This window comes from Rhodoferax sp. PAMC 29310, assembly GCF_017948265.1.
Lineage (GTDB): Bacteria > Pseudomonadota > Gammaproteobacteria > Burkholderiales > Burkholderiaceae_C > Rhodoferax.
On sequence record NZ_CP072852.1, the window covers coordinates 3,870,659 to 3,888,604 of the forward strand.

Annotated in this window: 22 protein-coding genes; 3 read left to right on the plus strand and 19 right to left on the minus strand. The window is 57.0% G+C overall.

The genetic code is table 11. The annotated features are described in order from the left end of the window. Positions 1-2: 2 nt before the first annotated feature. Genes J8G15_RS17970 through flgB form a run of 7 tightly spaced genes read right to left on the minus strand, consistent with a single transcriptional unit; the run spans position 3 to position 5,272 of the window. Entirely contained in the window at positions 3-725 is a 723-nt protein-coding gene (locus J8G15_RS17970; protein WP_210543895.1) for a flagellar basal body L-ring protein FlgH, read from the minus strand. 8 nt (positions 726-733) lie between these two features. Beyond that, a complete protein-coding gene (gene flgG / locus J8G15_RS17975; RefSeq protein WP_210543896.1) occupies positions 734-1,516 on the minus strand; it encodes a flagellar basal-body rod protein FlgG in 783 nt (260 codons plus the stop codon). A 53-nt stretch (positions 1,517-1,569) separates the two neighbouring features. Further along, positions 1,570-2,310, minus strand: coding sequence for a flagellar basal-body rod protein FlgF (gene flgF, locus J8G15_RS17980; RefSeq protein WP_210543897.1), 741 nt, complete (start codon positions 2,308-2,310; stop codon positions 1,570-1,572). Between the two features lie 40 nt (positions 2,311-2,350). Beyond that, positions 2,351-3,673, minus strand: a complete 1,323-nt coding sequence (gene flgE / locus J8G15_RS17985; RefSeq protein WP_210543898.1) for a flagellar hook protein FlgE — start codon at positions 3,671-3,673, stop codon at positions 2,351-2,353. A 57-nt stretch (positions 3,674-3,730) separates the two neighbouring features. After that, positions 3,731-4,393 carry a flagellar hook assembly protein FlgD gene (locus tag J8G15_RS17990; protein WP_240538361.1) on the minus strand — a complete coding sequence of 221 codons (663 nt, stop codon included), beginning with the start codon at positions 4,391-4,393 and terminating at the stop codon, positions 3,731-3,733. A 19-nt stretch (positions 4,394-4,412) separates the two neighbouring features. Next, positions 4,413-4,817: a flagellar basal body rod protein FlgC gene (flgC, locus tag J8G15_RS17995; protein ID WP_210543899.1), complete on the minus strand. Its 405-nt coding sequence runs from the start codon at positions 4,815-4,817 to the stop codon at positions 4,413-4,415. A gap of 23 nt (positions 4,818-4,840) precedes the next feature. Next, entirely contained in the window at positions 4,841-5,272 is a 432-nt protein-coding gene (gene flgB / locus J8G15_RS18000) for a flagellar basal body rod protein FlgB (RefSeq protein ID WP_210543900.1), read from the minus strand. Positions 5,273-5,452: 180 nt separating this feature from the next. Here flgB and flgA point away from each other — a divergent pair, with 180 nt between their 5' ends. The 3 genes from flgA to J8G15_RS18015 all read left to right on the plus strand — a co-directional run bounded on the left by flgA (position 5,453) and on the right by J8G15_RS18015 (position 7,022). Beyond that, complete coding sequence (gene flgA, locus J8G15_RS18005) at positions 5,453-6,193, plus strand: flagellar basal body P-ring formation chaperone FlgA (RefSeq protein ID WP_210543901.1); 741 nt, start codon at positions 5,453-5,455, stop codon at positions 6,191-6,193. Between the two features lie 96 nt (positions 6,194-6,289). Then, positions 6,290-6,610, plus strand: coding sequence for a flagellar biosynthesis anti-sigma factor FlgM (gene flgM, locus J8G15_RS18010; protein WP_210543902.1), 321 nt, complete (start codon positions 6,290-6,292; stop codon positions 6,608-6,610). A gap of 28 nt (positions 6,611-6,638) precedes the next feature. Continuing rightward, positions 6,639-7,022, plus strand: a complete 384-nt coding sequence (locus J8G15_RS18015) for a hypothetical protein (protein WP_210543904.1) — start codon at positions 6,639-6,641, stop codon at positions 7,020-7,022. A 56-nt stretch (positions 7,023-7,078) separates the two neighbouring features. Here the strand turns inward: J8G15_RS18015 and J8G15_RS18020 are convergent, their stop codons facing one another. The 12 genes from J8G15_RS18020 to J8G15_RS18075 all read right to left on the minus strand — a co-directional run bounded on the left by J8G15_RS18020 (position 7,079) and on the right by J8G15_RS18075 (position 17,932). Further along, complete coding sequence (locus tag J8G15_RS18020) at positions 7,079-7,795, minus strand: RNA polymerase sigma factor FliA (RefSeq protein WP_210543906.1); 717 nt, start codon at positions 7,793-7,795, stop codon at positions 7,079-7,081. After that, positions 7,795-8,550 carry a hypothetical protein gene (locus J8G15_RS18025; protein WP_210543908.1) on the minus strand — a complete coding sequence of 252 codons (756 nt, stop codon included), beginning with the start codon at positions 8,548-8,550 and terminating at the stop codon, positions 7,795-7,797. Before J8G15_RS18025 ends, J8G15_RS18020 begins: the two co-directional genes overlap by 1 nt. Next, complete coding sequence (gene flhF, locus J8G15_RS18030) at positions 8,543-9,994, minus strand: flagellar biosynthesis protein FlhF (RefSeq protein WP_210543910.1); 1,452 nt, start codon at positions 9,992-9,994, stop codon at positions 8,543-8,545. The genes J8G15_RS18025 and flhF overlap by 8 nt, the downstream gene beginning before the upstream one ends. Then, positions 9,991-12,075, minus strand: a complete 2,085-nt coding sequence (gene flhA, locus J8G15_RS18035) for a flagellar biosynthesis protein FlhA (protein WP_210543911.1) — start codon at positions 12,073-12,075, stop codon at positions 9,991-9,993. Before flhA ends, flhF begins: the two co-directional genes overlap by 4 nt. Then, positions 12,072-13,235, minus strand: a complete 1,164-nt coding sequence (locus J8G15_RS18040) for a flagellar biosynthesis protein FlhB (protein WP_210543912.1) — start codon at positions 13,233-13,235, stop codon at positions 12,072-12,074. The genes flhA and J8G15_RS18040 overlap by 4 nt, the downstream gene beginning before the upstream one ends. Before the next feature lie 96 nt (positions 13,236-13,331). Next, the gene (locus J8G15_RS18045; protein WP_210543913.1) at positions 13,332-13,979 is read right to left on the minus strand and encodes a protein phosphatase CheZ; all 648 of its coding nucleotides are present in this window, start codon (positions 13,977-13,979) and stop codon (positions 13,332-13,334) included. Between the two features lie 5 nt (positions 13,980-13,984). Next, positions 13,985-14,374, minus strand: coding sequence for a chemotaxis response regulator CheY (gene cheY, locus J8G15_RS18050; RefSeq protein ID WP_210543914.1), 390 nt, complete (start codon positions 14,372-14,374; stop codon positions 13,985-13,987). Between the two features lie 74 nt (positions 14,375-14,448). Further along, positions 14,449-15,387, minus strand: coding sequence for a flagellar motor protein MotB (motB, locus tag J8G15_RS18055; RefSeq protein ID WP_210543915.1), 939 nt, complete (start codon positions 15,385-15,387; stop codon positions 14,449-14,451). A gap of 18 nt (positions 15,388-15,405) precedes the next feature. After that, entirely contained in the window at positions 15,406-16,266 is an 861-nt protein-coding gene (motA, locus tag J8G15_RS18060; RefSeq protein WP_210543916.1) for a flagellar motor stator protein MotA, read from the minus strand. Between the two features lie 150 nt (positions 16,267-16,416). Further along, positions 16,417-16,953: a flagellar transcriptional regulator FlhC gene (gene flhC / locus J8G15_RS18065; protein WP_210543919.1), complete on the minus strand. Its 537-nt coding sequence runs from the start codon at positions 16,951-16,953 to the stop codon at positions 16,417-16,419. 11 nt (positions 16,954-16,964) lie between these two features. Beyond that, positions 16,965-17,291 carry a flagellar transcriptional regulator FlhD gene (flhD, locus tag J8G15_RS18070; protein WP_210543920.1) on the minus strand — a complete coding sequence of 109 codons (327 nt, stop codon included), beginning with the start codon at positions 17,289-17,291 and terminating at the stop codon, positions 16,965-16,967. Positions 17,292-17,569: 278 nt separating this feature from the next. Next, the gene (locus J8G15_RS18075) at positions 17,570-17,932 is read right to left on the minus strand and encodes a flagellar protein FliT (protein ID WP_210543922.1); all 363 of its coding nucleotides are present in this window, start codon (positions 17,930-17,932) and stop codon (positions 17,570-17,572) included. Positions 17,933-17,946 lie beyond the last annotated feature (14 nt).

Below are 17,946 nucleotides of genomic sequence, written 5' to 3' on the forward strand. Positions count from 1 at the left end.
CTTTAGAAGGGTAAAAAGCTGAAAAAGAACCGCATTAACCAGCCAACTGTTTGCGCTTCAGCTTGGGCGCCGCGTCCTTTGGATTCAATTCGGGCGTTGGCCACCTGTGTGGAGTTGACGATGCTGCCGGGTTGCACGACGCGGGGGTCGATCGTTCCCGAGAAGCGCAACACATCCACGTTCTGGTTTACGCCGATTTGTTTTTCACCTTTGACAATCAAATGTCCATTGGGCAGGACATCAACCACGGTGGCGGTAATGGACCCCGTGAAGGTGTTGGCGCTTTGGGTTCCGCCCTTGCCTGCAAAGTCGTTGGTCGAAGTGGCGCCAGCCTTCAGTTGGCCAATGTCAATCGGCGCTATCAGCGGAAAGGCCGAAACCCCGGCCGCCATGGACGATGCTCGATTCGCTGTGGAGGATGACACCTGGCTGGCGGTGACCTTCTCCACGATCAGAATGGTGACGGTGTCGCCCACCATTCGGGCCCGGGCGTCTTCCAGTCCGGGGCGGTAACTGGCCTTGTGAAACAAGCTGCCCGTCGCGGCGGTGTTCACAACTGGGGCGGGTGCGATGGGCCGGGGCGCCACAGTTTCAGCAAAGTCGACCTCGGCTTTTTGTGAGAGCGAGCTGCAGGCGGATGTTCCCAGAACGACGACAAGGGTCAAGAGCAACCGTTGTAGCCGACCTCGCTGGGTTTGGACCAACTGGGGCAAGGCGGTGATCATGATGGAGATCACAACTGCGCGAGTTTTTGCAACATCTGGTCGGAAGTCTGGATTGCCTTCGAGTTCATCTCGTAGGCACGCTGGGTCTGAATCATGGTCACCAGTTCCTGCACGACGTTGACGTTGGAGGTTTCCACAAAACCTTGCATGAGCGAGCCTAGTCCGTCGGCGCCGGGCGTGCCACTGTTGGGTTGGCCAGAGGCCGGGCTTTCCGCAAAAAGGTTTTGTCCCTTGGGGTCCAGACCGGCCGGATTCACAAAGCTGGCCAGCGCAATGGTGCCAATGCCTTGGGGGGAAACCGTGCCCGGCACTTGTGCGGTCACCGTGCCGTCCCCGGCAATCGCAACGCTGGTCGCATTGGCGGGTACCGTGATGCCGTTGGCAATGGGAAGGCCCGTGGCGGTAACGAGTTGCCCTTGCGCGTTGACCTGGAACTGGCCGTCACGGGTGTAGTTGGTGGTGCCGTCGGGCATGGTGACCTGGAAGAAGCCGTTGCCTTGAATCGCGACATCCAGGTTGTTGCTGGTCTGCTGCAAGTTGCCCTGCGCAAAAGAGCGACTGGTGGCCACGGTGCGTACTCCTAGGCCGACTTGCAGGCCGGTGGGCAACTGGGACTGCTCGGTGCTGTTCGATCCCACCTGGCGAAGATTTTGGTACATCAGGTCTTCAAACACGGCATTGGCGCGTTTGAAGCCGGTGGTTGAGGAGTTGGCCAGATTGTTGGAAATGACGTCCAGCTGCATTTGCTGGGCTTCCATGCCGGTTTTGGAGATCCAGAGAGAGTTGATCATAATAGTGTCCTTGGTGGTCGTCGTCGGGTCAGGCCGGAGCGAGCGGTGGCGGATTAACCTTGCAGTCCGAGCAGCTGAGCTGCGGAGCGGTCATTGGATTCGGCGGTTGTCAGCAATCGCATCTGGGTCTCAAACTGGCGGGCTGTTTGAATCATGCCGACCATGGCTTCGATGGTGTTGACGTTGGAGCCTTCTAGTGCGCCCACATGCAAGCGCGCGTTCACGTCATTGGGCAGGGGGTTTCCCGACACCGGGTGAAACAAGCTGTCCTCCCCGCGCTTCAACCCTTCCTCTGCCGTTGCTGTGACCAGCTTCAAGCGCCCCAGGCTGGTAGGGGCTGCATTGCCCACCTTGGCGCTGACATTGCCATCGGTGCCAATGGCCACGTCCGCGCCCGGCGGAATGGAGATGGGGGCGCTGCCGTCTGAAAAGACGGGCAGTCCATTGGGAGTCACCAGCAGCCCTTCCGCAGAAACTTCAAATGAGCCGCTGCGGGTATAGGCTTCGGTGCCGTCAAGCCCGCGAACGGCGAACCATGAGTTGTCAGCCGTCATGACGTCCAGACTCCGACCGGTATTTTGGGCCGGGCCTGCGCGGTCGAGGTAGCCAGCGGTGGCTTCGACCGCCATCACCCGAGTGGTCGCGCCATCACCACGCACGGGGACCGCGCGAAAGGTCGACAGCTCGGCCCGAAACCCATTGGTGGAGGCATTGGCCAAATTGTTGGACAGGACCGCCTGGCGCTGTGCGGCCGCATTGGCGCCGGTCATCGCGGTGTAGATGAGATGGTCCACGTCTAGTCCCTTTCAATATCGGCGGATCGCGGTAGCTCGATTAGCGCAAGTTCACGATGGACTGCATCATCTGATCCTGGGTCTTGATCGTCTGCGCGTTGGCTTGGTAGGCCCGCTGTGCTGTCATCATGTTCACCAGCTCCGCCGTCAAGTCGACGTTGGATTCCTCCAGCGCACCAGAACGGAGGATGCCGAACTTGCCCACTCCCGGTGACCCCTGAATGGGTTGACCGGACGCGCTGGTTTCAACCCAGTTGCCACCGCCCACAGGCGACAGGCCATGCAGGTTCCGGAAATCGGCCAAAACAATTTTCCCAGTGGACTGGGTTTGCCCGTTGGAGTACCGGGCGGTAATGACTCCGTCGTCTCCAACCTTCATGCCGGTCAGTTCGCCCGGTGGGTAACCGTCCTGGGCCAGGCTGCTCACGGAAAAGGCGGCGCCATATTGAGTGACCTTGGTCAAATCCAGCGCAACGGGAAAGGGCGGCACGATACTGGTGGAGGAGGGCGTGACCGTCATGGTCAGCGTCATGGGTGTTGCGGTGACCGTGCCCGAATTGTCATAGGCGCCAACCAGGCTGCCAGATGTGTCGAAAACGACATAGCCGATTCTTGTTGCACCTGAGGCTGCGGTATCGTAGACATCCCATTGATCAGTGGCTGCTGTTGCTGGCGCCACTTTGCTGAAAAAGACGTTGACTGGCGCGGGAACCCCTTGCGCGTCGTAGGCTGTCAGTGAGGTTCCAAAGGTGGCGATCGGGGTTGCAGGAACAGCGGCCACGCCAGGAGTCGCGGGTGTGGGAGGTGGGCCTACGCTGGCCGGGACGGCCAAAACGGCTGGTGAGCCAACGGCCAGTGGAGCGGCCGCGTTGAGGTTGGCGCTGGCGGAGACCTGCGCTGTCTGTTTTGCCGGAATGGCCGCCGCTGTCGGCAGTTGCAAAGGTTGAATGATGGTGCTTGTCGATGTACCTGTGGCCGACGTGGGATAGCCCATCACGTTGGCGCCAGCGTTGGTGACCACAAATCCGTTGGTATCCAGCTTGAAGGTGCCGTCTCGGGTAAATGCGGTTGTTCCATTGGGCATCGTCAACTGGAAAAATCCACCGCCATTGATGGCGACATCGAGGTCACGACCTGTGATATTTAGGCTGCCTTGGGTAAATGCTTGCGATACCGCAGCCACGCCGGTACCAATACCTGCTGACGTCGAGCTATTTCCGCTGCTGGAGGTGGCGACCAAATCGTGAAACTCGGTACGAGAAGATTTCATGCCCGTCGTGCTGGCATTGGCGATGTTGTTGCCAATGACATCGAGACTGCGGGCGGCGGCATTCAAACCGGAAAGACCTGATTGGGAAGACATGAGTGGTTCCTTTGAGAGTGCTGGGTGCTGTTGGGTGCGAGACGGTGGACGATGAAGTTACAAAATGGCCTTGATGTCGTCATAGGCAACAGCGCCGCGGCCTTGTAGTTGTACGGTCATCGCCCCGTTTTCACTACCCACTGACATCACTGTGTCTCGAACAAGTGAGGTTGTTGAAACTGAATTTCCGCCTTGTTTGGCCGTTACTCGATAGCTCGGCTCTCCCGTGCCCTGATAGGCGGAGGCGTCCCAGCTAAAAGGGTGCCGGCCCGCCCCAAGCGAGCCGAGGTTGAAGGAGTCCAGAACTTGTCCACCAGGCGACAAAATGTCGACTTTGACGGAGTCCGTTGGTCCGGCAATATCAATTGCCCCGCTTGCCACGCCATTGACACGAGTCAAAGAGTTGCTTTCAATCAGCACCCCGTGGCCCACCATCGACGTTCCCTGAAGAACCTGAAGCGATGAAAATTTGGTTGCCATGCCTTTCAGCGTCTCATTGACTTGCTGAATACCGGTTACCGTGTTGATCTGCGCCATCTGACTGGTCATCTGCGCGTTGTCCATGGGGTTCATGGGGTCTTGGTTGTTGAGCTGAGCGACCAACAGCTTCAAGAATCGGTCCTGAGAGGCGTTGGCGTCGCTGGCTGCGGTGGTGGCGCTGCTCGCGGGGGCTAGCGAGCTAACGGTCTTGCTTGTATTGAGGGCGGAGATCATGGTCATGGTGCGTGCCTGCGATTGTTTATTGACCGATCTGCAGCGTTTTAAGCAGCAGCGTTTTGGCCGTATTCATGACCTCAACATTGTTTTGATAAGAACGGGAGGCTGAGATCATGTTTACCATCTCTTCCACCGGATTCACGTTGGAGTGGGTCACATAGCCGTCAGCATCGGCCGACGGGTGGCTGGGGTTGTGAACTTTGCGAAGCGGGGCGTCACTTTCACTGATGGCGCTCACCTTTACCCCGGAGGAGGCGTCGGAGCCCATGGGCACGGTCTCGAAGACCACTTGCCGACCCTTGTAGCCTTTGCCGTCCGGACCCGCCACGGCATCGGCATTGGCCATATTGCTGGCGACCACGTTGAGGCGCTGCGACTGGGCGCTGATGGCGCTGCCGGAGACGCTAAAGATGGAAAACATGGACATGGGGACTCTCCTATAGGCCTCTGTTACTGGCCCTGAATGGCGCTCAAAATTGTTTTGGCGCCGCCATTGATGAACCGCAGGGTGGCTTCGTACCGTACGGCGTTGTCAACAAAATTGGCGCGCTCCTGATCGAGATCGACACTATTTCCATCCAGGCTGGGTTGGGTTTGGACCACATAGCCCAACTGGGCATTGCCGCCAAAGGCGCCACCGGCAGTCCCGGTCAAGGGAATATGTTTGGAGTGTGTGGTGCTTCCAGCAGCCCCTGATTTGCTGGGCTGAAGGGCGCCGCCCCCTGTGGCTGCGGCCATGGCGTCCTTGAAGTTCAGGTCGCGAGCGGCGAATCCCGGTGTGTCGGCGTTGGCGATGTTGCCGGCAATGACACGCTGGCGCTCAGCGCGCACCAGCAACGCCTTGGATTGAAAATCCAGATTGCTCGTCAAATTGTTCAGCATGTATCACCTCCATTTTCGATATCCGGTCTGGCCTGCCATCGTCTTGATGCCTGCCGTGAAGTGATTATGAAAAGCACCGGGTATTTCTAAACTCCAAATAAACGGGTAAAACGCGTGCATTTGATAGATTTGTGATTTGGCGGTCTCCCTATATTCAATGCATCAATTTAGAGGGCCGCCATGTTCAATCAACGATCAATTTCATACCGGGGAGGCCGATGGGCCACGGCCATTGGATTGAGCGTCGTCCTGTCTTTCGCGCAGCAGGCTCATGCCCAAGAGGGCACGCCAGACTATTTACATGCGACCCAACGCTGGCTGGATGAGGCGGTATCCAACATTCGGCCGACGGAGTCCGTTCCTTTGCGCATGCAGGTCGTGCTGGGTGAGTTGGACCGGCGGCTTCAGTTGGCGCCGTGTGCCAGAGTCGAGCCTTATATTCCGGTTGGGACGCAGCTATGGGGGAAAACCCGGCTGGGCCTGCGTTGCCTTGAAGGCGTTTCCCGTTGGAACGTTTTTTTGCCGATCACCATTCGGGCCTTCGGCACTGCATGGGTCCTGAAAAGTCATGTGCTGCCTGGCACCGTCTTGACTGAAGATGATGCGATTGAGGCCGAAGTCGATTGGGCCGAGGAGCGGACGCCGGTCATGGCCAACCAGTCGCAATGGGTGGGCCAGGTGGCTTCCAGAACGCTTCCAGCTGGTCAGGCTCTCAGAGCGGGCATGACCCGCGCCGCGCAGGTCTTTCAGTCCGGCTCGCAGGTGAGGGTGGTCGCTCAAGGGGCCGGTTTTCAGATCACATCGGCAGGCCAGGCCATGAGCGCTGGTGTGGTCGGACAGTCTGCACGGGTGAAATTGGACAATGGTCGAGTGTTGACCGGCGTGGTCGTAGACAGCAGAACGGTGAGGTTGGATATATGAATTTCCCACACGCACTGAAAATAACGCTAAAGTTGACTCAAATTACGCCGATAGTGATCCTACGAGGCTACACGTACTGTAGTTTTGGAGAGCACGATGAAAATAGGTCAACCTTCAGATACTTCTGTCCCCGTCAATTCTACAGCCGCGAATGCGCCCGCCAAAGGGGGGCAGAGCTCGACCGCCGCTTCGGCAGCCAGCGCGCAAGCGCCGTCGGCGGGCGTCGCCGTGACAGTGTCACCCATGGCGCGCACACTGGAGGCATCCAAACGCAGCGAAGCAGCGGATGTCGACATGAAGAAAGTCAACTCGGTGCGCTCGGCGATCGAACAGGGCACTTACAAAGTGAACCCAGAAGCGATCGCGGACAAGCTGATTTCCTCCGCACAGGAAATCCTCAAGCGAACCTCAAACTGATTCTTGATGGGGCGGTGGGGAGAGCCACATGGTAATTTCCCCTGACATCGAGAACCTGCTGTGTTCAATCGAGCGACTCATTCAAGAGGTATCCGACGCGCTGGTCCTGGGTGACCCGCAGGCTCTGGCGCTGGCCAGCGCTGCCTTGCGCCAGGGCGCTGTCAATTTTTCCCAGATAGTTCCCAGGCTGGGTTCAGCAGCGTTAAAAACTCCTTCTCTTCAATTGCGTTTGAAACGTATTGTCGGCAGCTTGGCCATCCGACGCGAGAGTCTTATTCGTCAGACCATGGTGGTGGAGCGTTCATTGCACACACTGGTGCCAGCATCCCGCGCCGTAACCTATGCCAAAGCGAGTGGCCCGTATGGAGCGCCTGGCAAATCGTCGGGGACATTCAACGTCGTTGCGACCTGACTTTAGGGTCAGCTCACAAAAAAGCCCGTTATACAACGGGCTTTTTTGATTGGACCTCAATGCGTTCGCATTTTGGCGCGCAAGCGTGCAATGGATTGGCTGTGCAACTGACACACGCGGGACTCAGTTACCTCAAGAACAGCCGCGATTTCCTTGAGGTTCATGTCCTGCTCGTAGTACATGCTCATTATGAACTGTTCTCGTTCGGGCAAGTTTTTGATGGCTTGCACCAAGGCTTGGCGAATTCGCTGGTCCCGCAGCATGCTCAATGGATCAGCGTCTTCGTCTGCCACGTGGCGGTCAAGAAAGCTGTTTTCATCATCTTGGCCGTGTGCCATGTCTTCGATGTAGACCAGTTGAGTCCCGCGAACCTTGCCTAGCAGGGTTTGATAATCGCTGAGAGTCATCTGGAGTTCCGCGGCAATTTCGCTTTCGATTGGGGCGCGCCCCAACGTGTGTTCAAGGCGCCGCATGGCCTGTTCAATTTCTTTCTGGCTTTTGCGGGAGCCGCGAGACATCCAGTCGTTGCCCCGTAATTCGTCCAGCATGGCGCCCCGAATTCGTTGCGTGGCGAAGGTCTCAAATTGAACCCCTTGTGCCGCTTCATACCGTGTCAGCGCATCAGACAAGCCGAGCAAGCCCACTTGTATCAAGTCGTCGACCTGAACATTGGCTGGAAGTTTGGCCATCATGTGGTGCGCCAGACGCCTGACCAGTGGTTGATACTGCTTGATCATCGCGTTTCGGTCCAGGTGGCCTTTGGCGGTGTACATCAGAGGCTTCCTCCAGGTTGGTAGCGGGGCAAGGGCATTGCGTTTTCCAGCAGGCGCAAAGTGAGGCGATGCACATCGTCGGCAATACGTGCTTCTGCGTCACCCACCCTGATGGTGAGCGCATCTACTTTGTACCCCAAAAAGGCCATGGAGCATTCCTGAAGTTTATGGATCGTCGATTGCGTCCTCTGCCCGCGCATCGCATTGTCGTGAACCGCAATATGAGCCACTGTAGGCTTCAGGCCGGCGTTTTGCAACATCTGTTTGAGTGATTTGTAAGCCGTGATGGAAGACATTTTAAGCGGCGACACGGTGAGTAGCGGTTCAATGCCGCTGCCCGGCAGGAGGTCGACGAGTATGTCGGCTTGCGCATACAGCACGATCACGCCATAGTTTCCCAACAGGCCGCCCAGAGGCGCCAGCAGGCGATCCGATGTGGGCAAATGCTGGGTCATTTGGCGCAAACCTTGCGCAGCGGGAAGGACGGACCAAGCATTTGGCGCGCCGCTTTGATCGTTGGGCCAGCTGGTACCGTCAAATAACTGCAACAGCCCCGGGTTGTTTTCTGACTCTGCGGCGTGCGCATCCAGGACCACCACAGAATATCCGAGGTCCACCAGCGTGGAGCACAAGCTCCATAGCAGGGGCAATTCGCCCTGCTGGTCGCCGTGACTGGCCATTGCAATGACTTTTGGGGCCGTTTGCAGCCCGATTTGCTGCAGTCCGGCGCCCTGGTTGACGCATGCATCAAGCATCAAATCGTCCTGTCTGTGTGACGGCGGGCTGCGTGAAGAAGAAGCCCAGGTCCGCTGGCTTGGGGTCAAACGCTGATTTGGTCGGTGCACGCATGGACAGCCGAATCAGTTTGGCGGCATCCGCAGACTCCCAGTCTTCAGGGACCTTTTGACCCATGGTGACACCGCGCAACAGAAGTTGGTGGCGGATGATGGCGTCCAGTGCAGGGCCGACTTTGGCGGCCTCATCAATCTTGGACAGAATGGCTTGCTGAATCCCGCTGGATTTGAAAGAAGAGACCACGTCATCGAGCGTGTCGCCATGGCCGCCGGCGTTCAAAACCAGCAGGCGATTGACTTTGGGCAAATCAAGCACTTCAAGCATGTCGCGTTTGCGAGGGTCGCTGGGCGCCAGGCCAGTGGTGTCCACCAAGATCATCTTTTTATTGGAAAGCAGGCCAAGCAAGTCTTGCAAGGCGGCACGGTCATGGGCCAAATGAGCCACAACCCCAAGCATGCGTCCGTATGTGCGAAGCTGCTCGTGGGCGCCGACACGGTAAGTGTCCAGGGTGATAAGTCCGACGCTGCTCGGCCCATGGAGCCGGGCACAGAGTCCCGCCAGTTTGGCGGCGGTGGTGGTCTTCCCCACCCCTGTTGCTCCGACGAGCGCAAAAATTCCACCTTCCTCATGGATGGGGCTGGCATCAGCGTCAGTCTTGAGATTGCGCTCCAGGATGTCCATAACCCAGCGCATGGATTCGGCTGCACCAATGTCCTCGGGCATGCGCTCGAGGATGGTTCGTGACAAGGTTGGGGAGTAACCTGCCCGGATCATCTTGAGCATCAGGTTGGAGTGAATCGGGTTTTGACGGGCTTGGCCGAGCCAGGTCAATGTGTTGAACCGATCCTCAATCAAGGCCTTCATGGCGTGGAGTTCGTCCACAATCCCTTGTGACAGGGCTGGCGCGGCCAGGGATGGTTGAGGGCTGGCAGCGCGCGTCTGCGTGGTGGCGCGCTGAGGGGCTTGCTTGGCTGCTGGACGGAACTCCGGCGGCACCGCTGCTACACGTGTTTCGAAGGTCGAGGGGCGCAAGGGCGTTGGTTCCGCTCTGACGATCGGCTCGCTTGGGCTCGAGAGAGCTTCGGCCCGACGCCGCAGCATCCTTTCGCGTACATAGTCCTGAAACGACAATGTGCTCATTGAGAGTTGCGCAACATCCTCTTCAACGGTTGTTCGCGAGTCAACAGTGTTGGCTGGCGCCCGTTTTTGTTGCGATGGGTTTTTCTCACGGTTGGCCAACTCTGACTTGTCCAATGCTGCCAAGGTGTCTTCACCTGTGGCGACAACCTCAACGCCTGATGCAGTCGTTCGATTGGACAAGATCAACGTGCCATCGCCAAAAGCGAGTCGGGCCTTGGCAAGCGCTTCGCGGGATGTGGGAGCGGTAAATCGTTGAATGTTCATGATGTTGCACCTTTGAGGATCGGGCCGATGCGAATGGTGTGCGTTTCAGGAATCTCGCTGTGTCCGAGTACCTGAAGACGGGGGGCAACGCGACGCACCAAACGTGCAATCGCGCTCCTGATTTGGTCGGGAACCAGAAGACAGGCGGGGATGCCCATTTCTTCTTGTTTGAGGGCAACTTCCGCTGCGGTACGGGTCAATATTTCCGCCACGCCGGGGTCCAGTGCCGGGCCGCTTGCGTTCCCCAGGGCTTGAACCAGCAAGCGCTCCAAAGCGGGGTCGATGGCGATGACGTTGAGTTCGCGGGTCGGGCCATAGATTTGCTGCACGATGGCGGGAGACAGTGCAATACGCACCCGGCGGGCCAGTTCTGCGGGGTCAGATACGGTGCTGGCGTGCTCAGCGAGGGACTCAATGATGGTCCGGATATCGCGTATGTGCACAGACTCATCCAGCAGCAACTGCAGGACTTTCTGGAATACAGCGATGGGGACCATTTTTGGAACCACTTCTTCGATTAGTTTCGGGGCCAGTTTGCTGACGTGTTCAACAAGTTGCTGGGTCTCGGTTCGGCTCAGTAGCTTGGAGGCCTGAACTTGCATCAAGTGTGACAAATGGGTGGCCATCACAGTCTCAGAATCAACCACGGTAAAACCCGCCATTTGCGCGGCTTCCTTTTGGCGATCGTCGATCCAGTGTGCTGGCAAACCGAAAGCAGGGTCGGTCGTCGCCGTGCCGATCAGTGGCGTGGTGATGCCACCAGGGTTGATGGCCAGAAAGTTGCCGGGGAAGGCTTCCCCCTCTCCCACAATCACACCCCGCAGGGTGATGCGGTAACCACTGGGCTTGAGCTCCAGATTGTCACGAACGTGAACAGCAGGGGGGAGAAACCCCACTTCTTGGGCAAACTTGCGGCGCACACCCTTGATCCGGTTCAAAAGGTCGCCTTGACGGGTCTTGTCCACCAGCGCAATCAGGCGGTAACCCAGCTCCAGTCCCAGTTGGTCAACCGGTTGCAGGTCATCCCAACTGGCTTCCCCGTCGGAAACAGACGCAGGCGGCGCCAGCGAGGCTGGGTCTGGTGGCGAGGGCTTGTTGGCCATCAACCAGGCAGCGTAGCCCAACACAGCGGCAATGCTGAGAAACACGATGTTGGGCATGCCGGGGATGATTCCCATGATTCCCATGATCGCTGCCGTGATGCCCAGCACGCGTGGCGATACAAACATCTGATCGATGATCTGGCGACCCAGGTCATGGTCTTTGCCAACGCGAGACACCACCATGGCCGCCGCGACCGAAATCAGCAATCCAGGGATTTGCGCCACCAGCGCGTCTCCCACGGCCAGCAAAATGTAAGTGTCGGCGGCTTTGGATGCGCTCAGGCCATGCTGGGCCATGCCAATCATGAATCCGCCGACGATGTTGATCAGCAAAATCAAAATGCCGGCCACCGCGTCGCCGCGCACGAATTTGGAGGCGCCGTCCATGGAGCCAAAGAAGTCGGCCTCTTCGGACACTTCTGCGCGACGACGTTTCGCTTCCTTTTCGTCAATCAGCCCTGCGTTCAAGTCCGCATCCACTGCCATTTGTTTGCCGGGCATCGCATCCAGCGCAAACCGGGCTGACACTTCTGCAATTCGCTCCGCACCCTTTGTCACCACAACAAAGTTGATGACCACCAGAATGGCGAAAACAATAAAGCCGACTGCGAAGTTGCCACCAATCAGGAAATGTCCGAACGCCTCAATCACGGCCCCCGCAGCACCGGGGCCGGTGTGGCCTTCCATCAACACCACCCGTGTAGAGGCGACGTTGAGCGACAGGCGCATCAGGGTAGTGAGCAGCAAAACGGAGGGAAATGCCGCAAAGTCCAGCGGGCGAATCATGTAGGCGGCCACCATCATCACCATCAAAGCCACGGCAATATTGATGGTGAAAAAGGTGTCCAACAACCAGGTGGGCATGGGCAGCACCATCATGGCCAAAATGGCGACCACCAGAATGGGCGCGGCGGCGCCCTGAATTAACGCCGCGTTGGTGCCAAACCATTTTTGAAATAGCTTCAATTGGCTGTTCATGGCGTGGATCCGGTTGTATTGGCGACGACCTTGGAGTGCGGGTCCAACTCAGGTGGAACAAAGGGCTCGGGCGGGTCGCCCGGCATGGGGCCGTCACCCCGCATAGCGGACCTTAGGCGATAGACATAAGCCAGGACTTGGGCCACTGCGGTGTAAAGACTGGTTGGGATGTCCTGGTCAATTTCAGCGTTCGCGTAAAGCGCCCGCGCGAGCATGGGCGACTGCAATACTGGTATCGAGCTATTTTTGGCAATGTCGCGAATCTTGAAGGCCAGCAGATCGGCCCCTTTTGAGATCACCTGAGGGGCGCGCATGGTTTTCTCGTCGTATTTGATGGCCACGGCGAAGTGGGTTGGGTTCATCAAGACGAAATCGGCCTTTGGAACCGCGCCAACGCTATTGCCCTGAGCGATGTCGCGCTGTCTTTGCCGCATCTTGCCCTTCATTTGCGGGTTGCCGTCTGACTCTTTATGTTCTTGCTTCACCTCTTGGTGAGACATCTTCATCTTGGATTTGTGAAGGAATCCTTGAAGTGGCACGTCTACCATTGCCACGATCAAGATCACAAGAAGTAGCAGCCCCAGCCCCGTTGTGAGCCAATCAGTCAGAAAGGCAATGGCAGCGTTGGAGGGCTGTAACACCAATGCTGCAAGCGATTGCAGTCCTGAATTCAGGTACACAGCCGTTAGCGCGATGATCGTGGCCGCAATAAAAGCCATCTTTGCGACTTCAGTCAGCTTGTCCTTGGTAAACATGCGGCCCAGTCCGCTGAGTGGGTTGACGCGACTGAAGTCCGGTGTAATGGGCTTGACGCTCATGACCCAGCCGCCTGTGGCCACTGAGCTCAACATGGCGACCAGCATGATGATCAGGCCAAAAACTGCGCAGCCAGCCAGCCCGGCCGCGACCATTTCCTGCAGGCGTGACAACGCGCTGTCAGGCTGGGCGAGAAAGGTGGCGTCAAAGGTCAGCTGGTGACCTAAAAGGTAGCGCAGCTTTTCAAACATGAAAGGCGCAAGGCCCATCATGCTCACTGCGCCGGTTCCCAGAATTGCCAAATGGCCCAAGTCCCGCGAGCGGGCTACCTGGCCATCGTCGCGCGCCTTCTTCAGCTTCCTGTCGGATGCTGGTAAGTTGCGATCTTGGCTGCTTGATTCCATGGAGGGGAGACTGTTAAGTTCTCCCCATTGTCATAAGGCAGTTTGCAAACTAAAGAGGAATAAGCGGGGTATTCGCCGCTTACTTCGATGGTGAAATCAGAAGCCCAGGCTGGCCAATAGGTCGTCGACCTCGGACTGCCCTTTCACCACATCAGGGTTGGTCTCAGCATCCACGGCCGGGCCATTCAAGGCTGGTTCGTACGCAGGCGCCGCTTCTTGGATGATTGGCTTTTCGACCGTATCGGCGGGTGCTGTCTGGAGCAGCAGTGTGATCAATTGCTCTTCAATATTGGCTGCCAAATTGACCACCTTGGCAATGACTTGACCCGTGAGATCGTGAAAGTCCTGGGCCATCATGATCTCGGTCAGATGCACGTCCACTTCTTTGGTCGATGCTTCCACGTCGGTGATGAAGTTCATGACATGCCCTTTGGCCACAGCAGCCACGGGGTCTTTGACAATCAAGGCGCCAATGCGGCGAGTTTCTGCCGCGATGTGGTCTTGCTGCGCCTTCGCCAAATCGACTCGGTTCAGCACCTTGTCTGCGGCGTCGCCCGTCAATCGAGCAATGTATGACAGACGACTCTTGGCGTCGGGCAGCTCACCTGCGAGCCCTTTCAACCGGTCAGTCAAGCCTAATCCATGCAAGGAATCGTGGAGTTGCCGTGTCAGCACGCCAAGAGATTGATGAATTTCCGATGCGCTGGCCTGTCGCGTGGCAGGCGAAGTTTCACTAGTTTCCATAGTGATTATTTCAGACCGACTTTGGTCAGAATCAAGTTGACTTTGTCTTCCAGCGTCGCTTTGGTAAACGGCTTGACGATGTAACCGGCCGCGCCTTGTTGTGCCGCCATCACGATGTCTTCTTTGCGCGCCTCTGCAGTCACCATCAACACCGGCAGGTGCTTCAGCTTTTCGTCCTTCTTGATTTCCGCCAACAACTGAAACCCATTCATGTTGGGCATGTTGATGTCGCTCACCACAAAGTGAAAAGTGCTGTTTCGCAACTTGTGCAATGCGGCGACGCCATCCTCCGCCTCGTCGGCCTCTGCATAACCGCTTTCTTTAAGCAGGTTACGCACGATGCGGCGCATGGTGGAGAAGTCGTCAACGACCAAAAATCTAATTTCATTTGCCATGGAACACCCTTTCAATGGCGTATGTCGAATAGGTTGCAAGAACCTGCGAGTTCAAAGTCATCATTTTTAAGGCCTCATTGACTGGCTTCGGGCTGCGTCACCGCACTGCCTGCTGCTTCGGTGGGTTCTGCCGGTGTGCGGCCCGTTCCCAAGAGTCGATCTTCAGCTTCACGCGTCATCACTGTAATACTGATTCTACGGTTCGTTGGACTCAAGGGGTTGCCTTCATCGAGTAGTCGGCTGGAGGCTAGGCCAACAATGCGCGCCAGTTTATCGTCTGGCATGCCTGCCGACACCAATTCTCGTCGAGACGCGTTCGCTCGGTCAGAGGACAGCTCCCAATTGCTGTAGCCGCGCTGGGCATTGGAGTAGGGGGATCGATCCGTGTGGCCATCCAGGCTGACTTTGTTTTCCACCCCGTTGAGCGCCGCGCCAATTTCTCGCAAAATATCGCGCATATAGGGCTTGACCAAGGCGCTTCCGCTGTCAAACATGGGGCGTTTTTGGTCATCAACAATTTGGATTTGAAGTCCGTCAGGCGTGTAGTCGAGACGTATTTGAGAGCTAAATTCAGCCAATTTGGCACTATTGGATATGAGCGCTGCGATTTTGGTGCCCAGTGCTGCCAGCGCTTGGGCATCCCGCTTCGCAACTTCTGCCTTGAGCGCTTCAGTGGCAAATTTTTTTTGAATCGGGTCAGATCCGTCGCCGCGTTTGGATTGACCGCTTTGAAGCGTCAGGTCCGCGCCGCCGCCAGGCAAGATGCTGTCACTGGCGCCGGCGCCGCTGCCGCCCATCATGGATACTTTCAGCGGGGCAGTGAAATAGTCGGACAACCCCTTTTTGTCACCCTCTGATGTGGAACCCAGCAGCCACATCAGCAAAAAGAAAGCCATCATGGCCGTCACAAAGTCGGCGTAGGCAATCTTCCAGGCGCCGCCGTGCACGGCGTGGCCGCCTTTTTTGACCCTCTTGACGATGATCGGTTGGAGTTTTTTCGGATCGCCTGCCATATCAGCTAGTCCCGATGGTTATTTCTTGCCGCGAACATGGCTTTCAAGCTCGGCAAAGGTGGGGCGCTCGGTTGAGAATAATACTTTTCTGCCAAATTCGATGGCGGTTGACGGGTTGTATCCCTGCATGCTCGCCAGCAAGGTGGTTTTGATGCACTGCAACTCTTTGCCGGCGTCTTCGGTTTTTTGCTCCAACAAGCCTCCCAAGGGCTCAACCACGCCATAGGCCAGCAAAATTCCCAAAAACGTCCCCACCAACGCCGATGCAATCATGCCGCCCAAAATGGCGGGCGGTTGGCCCACAGAGCCCATGGTGTTCACCACGCCCAGCACCGCCGCCACAATGCCGAACGCTGGCAGCGCGCCCGCCAGGCGGGCAATGGCGGCAATAGGCGCATGCGCCTCGGCATGGTGCGTGTCGATCTCGGTGTCCATCAAGGATTCGATTTCGTGCGCATTCAAATTGCCTGACACCATCATCCGCAGGTAATCAGTCGTGAACTCGACCACGTGGTGGTCAGAGCCCACCGTCGGGTATTTGTTGAAGATTTCTGAAGAGTGCGGGTCTTCCACGTCTTTCTCAATCGCCATCAAGCCTTCTTTTCGCGCCTTTTGCAAGATGTCGTACAACAGCGCCAACAATTCAAGATACCTGGCCTTGGTGTACTTTGACCCTTTGAGCGCTTGCGGAATGAGCGCCATGGTGGCCTTCAGCACTTTGGGCTGGTTGTTGACCGCAAAAGCACCCAGCGCGCCGCCAAAAATGGTGATCAACTCGAACGGCAACGCCGTCAAAATGACCTGGATGTTGCCACCGTGAAAGATGTAAACACCAAAAATGCAGCCCATTGAGACCGCGTAACCAATGATAACTAGCATGTTTTTGTTTCGTGATCGAAATGGGTTGGAGCGCCAGCAACGCCTCTGCAGCGCACCTGTTTTGGTTCATTCTAGGAAGCAAATGCGATGATCAAAACGAGAATAGGGCCCCAATTGGGCCCTATCTAGAGTGTTTGAAGTGCCGCAATTTTAGTGCAGCAAGATACCGCCAGCGCCAGCGCCTTTGCCTGCGCGAGCGGGCGGTGTGCAAAGACCGCACTCGAAGTGGCGGGAGTTCTCATACGCCTCGCTCACAAAGTGGCCGCCACATTTGCAACACTTGGTCATGGACAGCATGTTGTTGTCTACAAACTTGACCAAACGCCAGGCCCGAGTGAGGGACAGCAGGGGCTCAACGCCGCACGCCGTAATCTGCTCGGTGTACAGCTTGTACGCCTTCATGATCGCGTCAATGTCTTCCAACACGCTGACTTTGGTCAGGTATTCGTAGGTGTTCAGAAACAAGGAAGCGTGAATGTTGGGCTGCCAAGTCAAAAACCAGTCGGTAGAGAAAGGCAGTTGCCCTTTGGACGGGGAGCGGCCAGCCACTTCTTTGTAGAGGCGCAGCAAGCGCTCGTAAGAAAGGTCTGTTTCGCTTTCCAGTACCTGAAGGCGGGCACCTAGGTTGATCAGGGCTACCGCCCGCTCAACTTGCTTGGAATCATTTAGTACGCTTTTGCTGGCCATGGTGATACTCCTTACAAGGCTTCAGAGAAGCGACCGGCCATCAAGATGCTGGCGTGCAGCTTGGTGGTGGCATCGTTGTCGACTTTGCTGGCCGAGTGGTTGGTCAGCAAGCTCCAGACCATGTCATCGTCCACCCGAAAGCGGCACAGCAACATCGTGCTGGATGCAATCTTCAGAATTTGAGAGGGTGAGAGTGTGGCAATCAGGTCCGCCGACTCTTCCGAGATGCCGAGCCGAAACAGGGCTTCCGACTTGTCCTTGCGAATCACGTTCTGCGCCAGCATCAGGTAAGTCAGGTTCGCGTCGCGGATTTCAGCGGTGAGTTGTTCGTCGGTCATGGTGGGCTCCAGAAAGGGGGCTATTCATTTGGATGGTGTTTGGGGCCTAATTTCTCCCTTTGTCACCATGGAGTGAATTCTGAAGCGTGCACTCAAAAACTTGAATCGGCGTTTGGATGTTGCGGGTGTCAGGCAAAGTGATGGGGCTTGTAGGAAAAAACCTTACATCGCGCTGCTGGCCAGCGGCCACTGCCGACTCCCTTTTAAGCGAGAAGTTGCCGTTGGCTGCAAGTTCCGCGGTGCGGATGCGCCTGATACGGGGAAGCCCCCTTCAATCGTTAGTAGGTCTGGTGGCTGCCATAGGCCATCGAAAGCTGGCGCTCGACACGGGGACGGTTCAATAGGTTTGATAGTTGTGCTGTCCAACACTCAGTCAATTGACGTATTTCGCGATCATCGGCGAGTATTTTTTCGATCAGCGCGCGCTTGCGCAAGCGCGTGGCGTTGGTCATTGGTACACCTTTTTCGGCCTTCTCAGAGGTCGCAGTGGTTTCGATGCTTTTAAGCATGCGTACCTGGCTGGCGCAATCCGTTTCCAGGGTGCACAGACCGTCCCAATCACTGTTGCGTGCGGCGGCAAGCATCTTGCTGGTGATGTCAGCCACAGATTCATACACGGCGATAGTTTGGTCCTGATTCATGGCGTCAGCCTCAA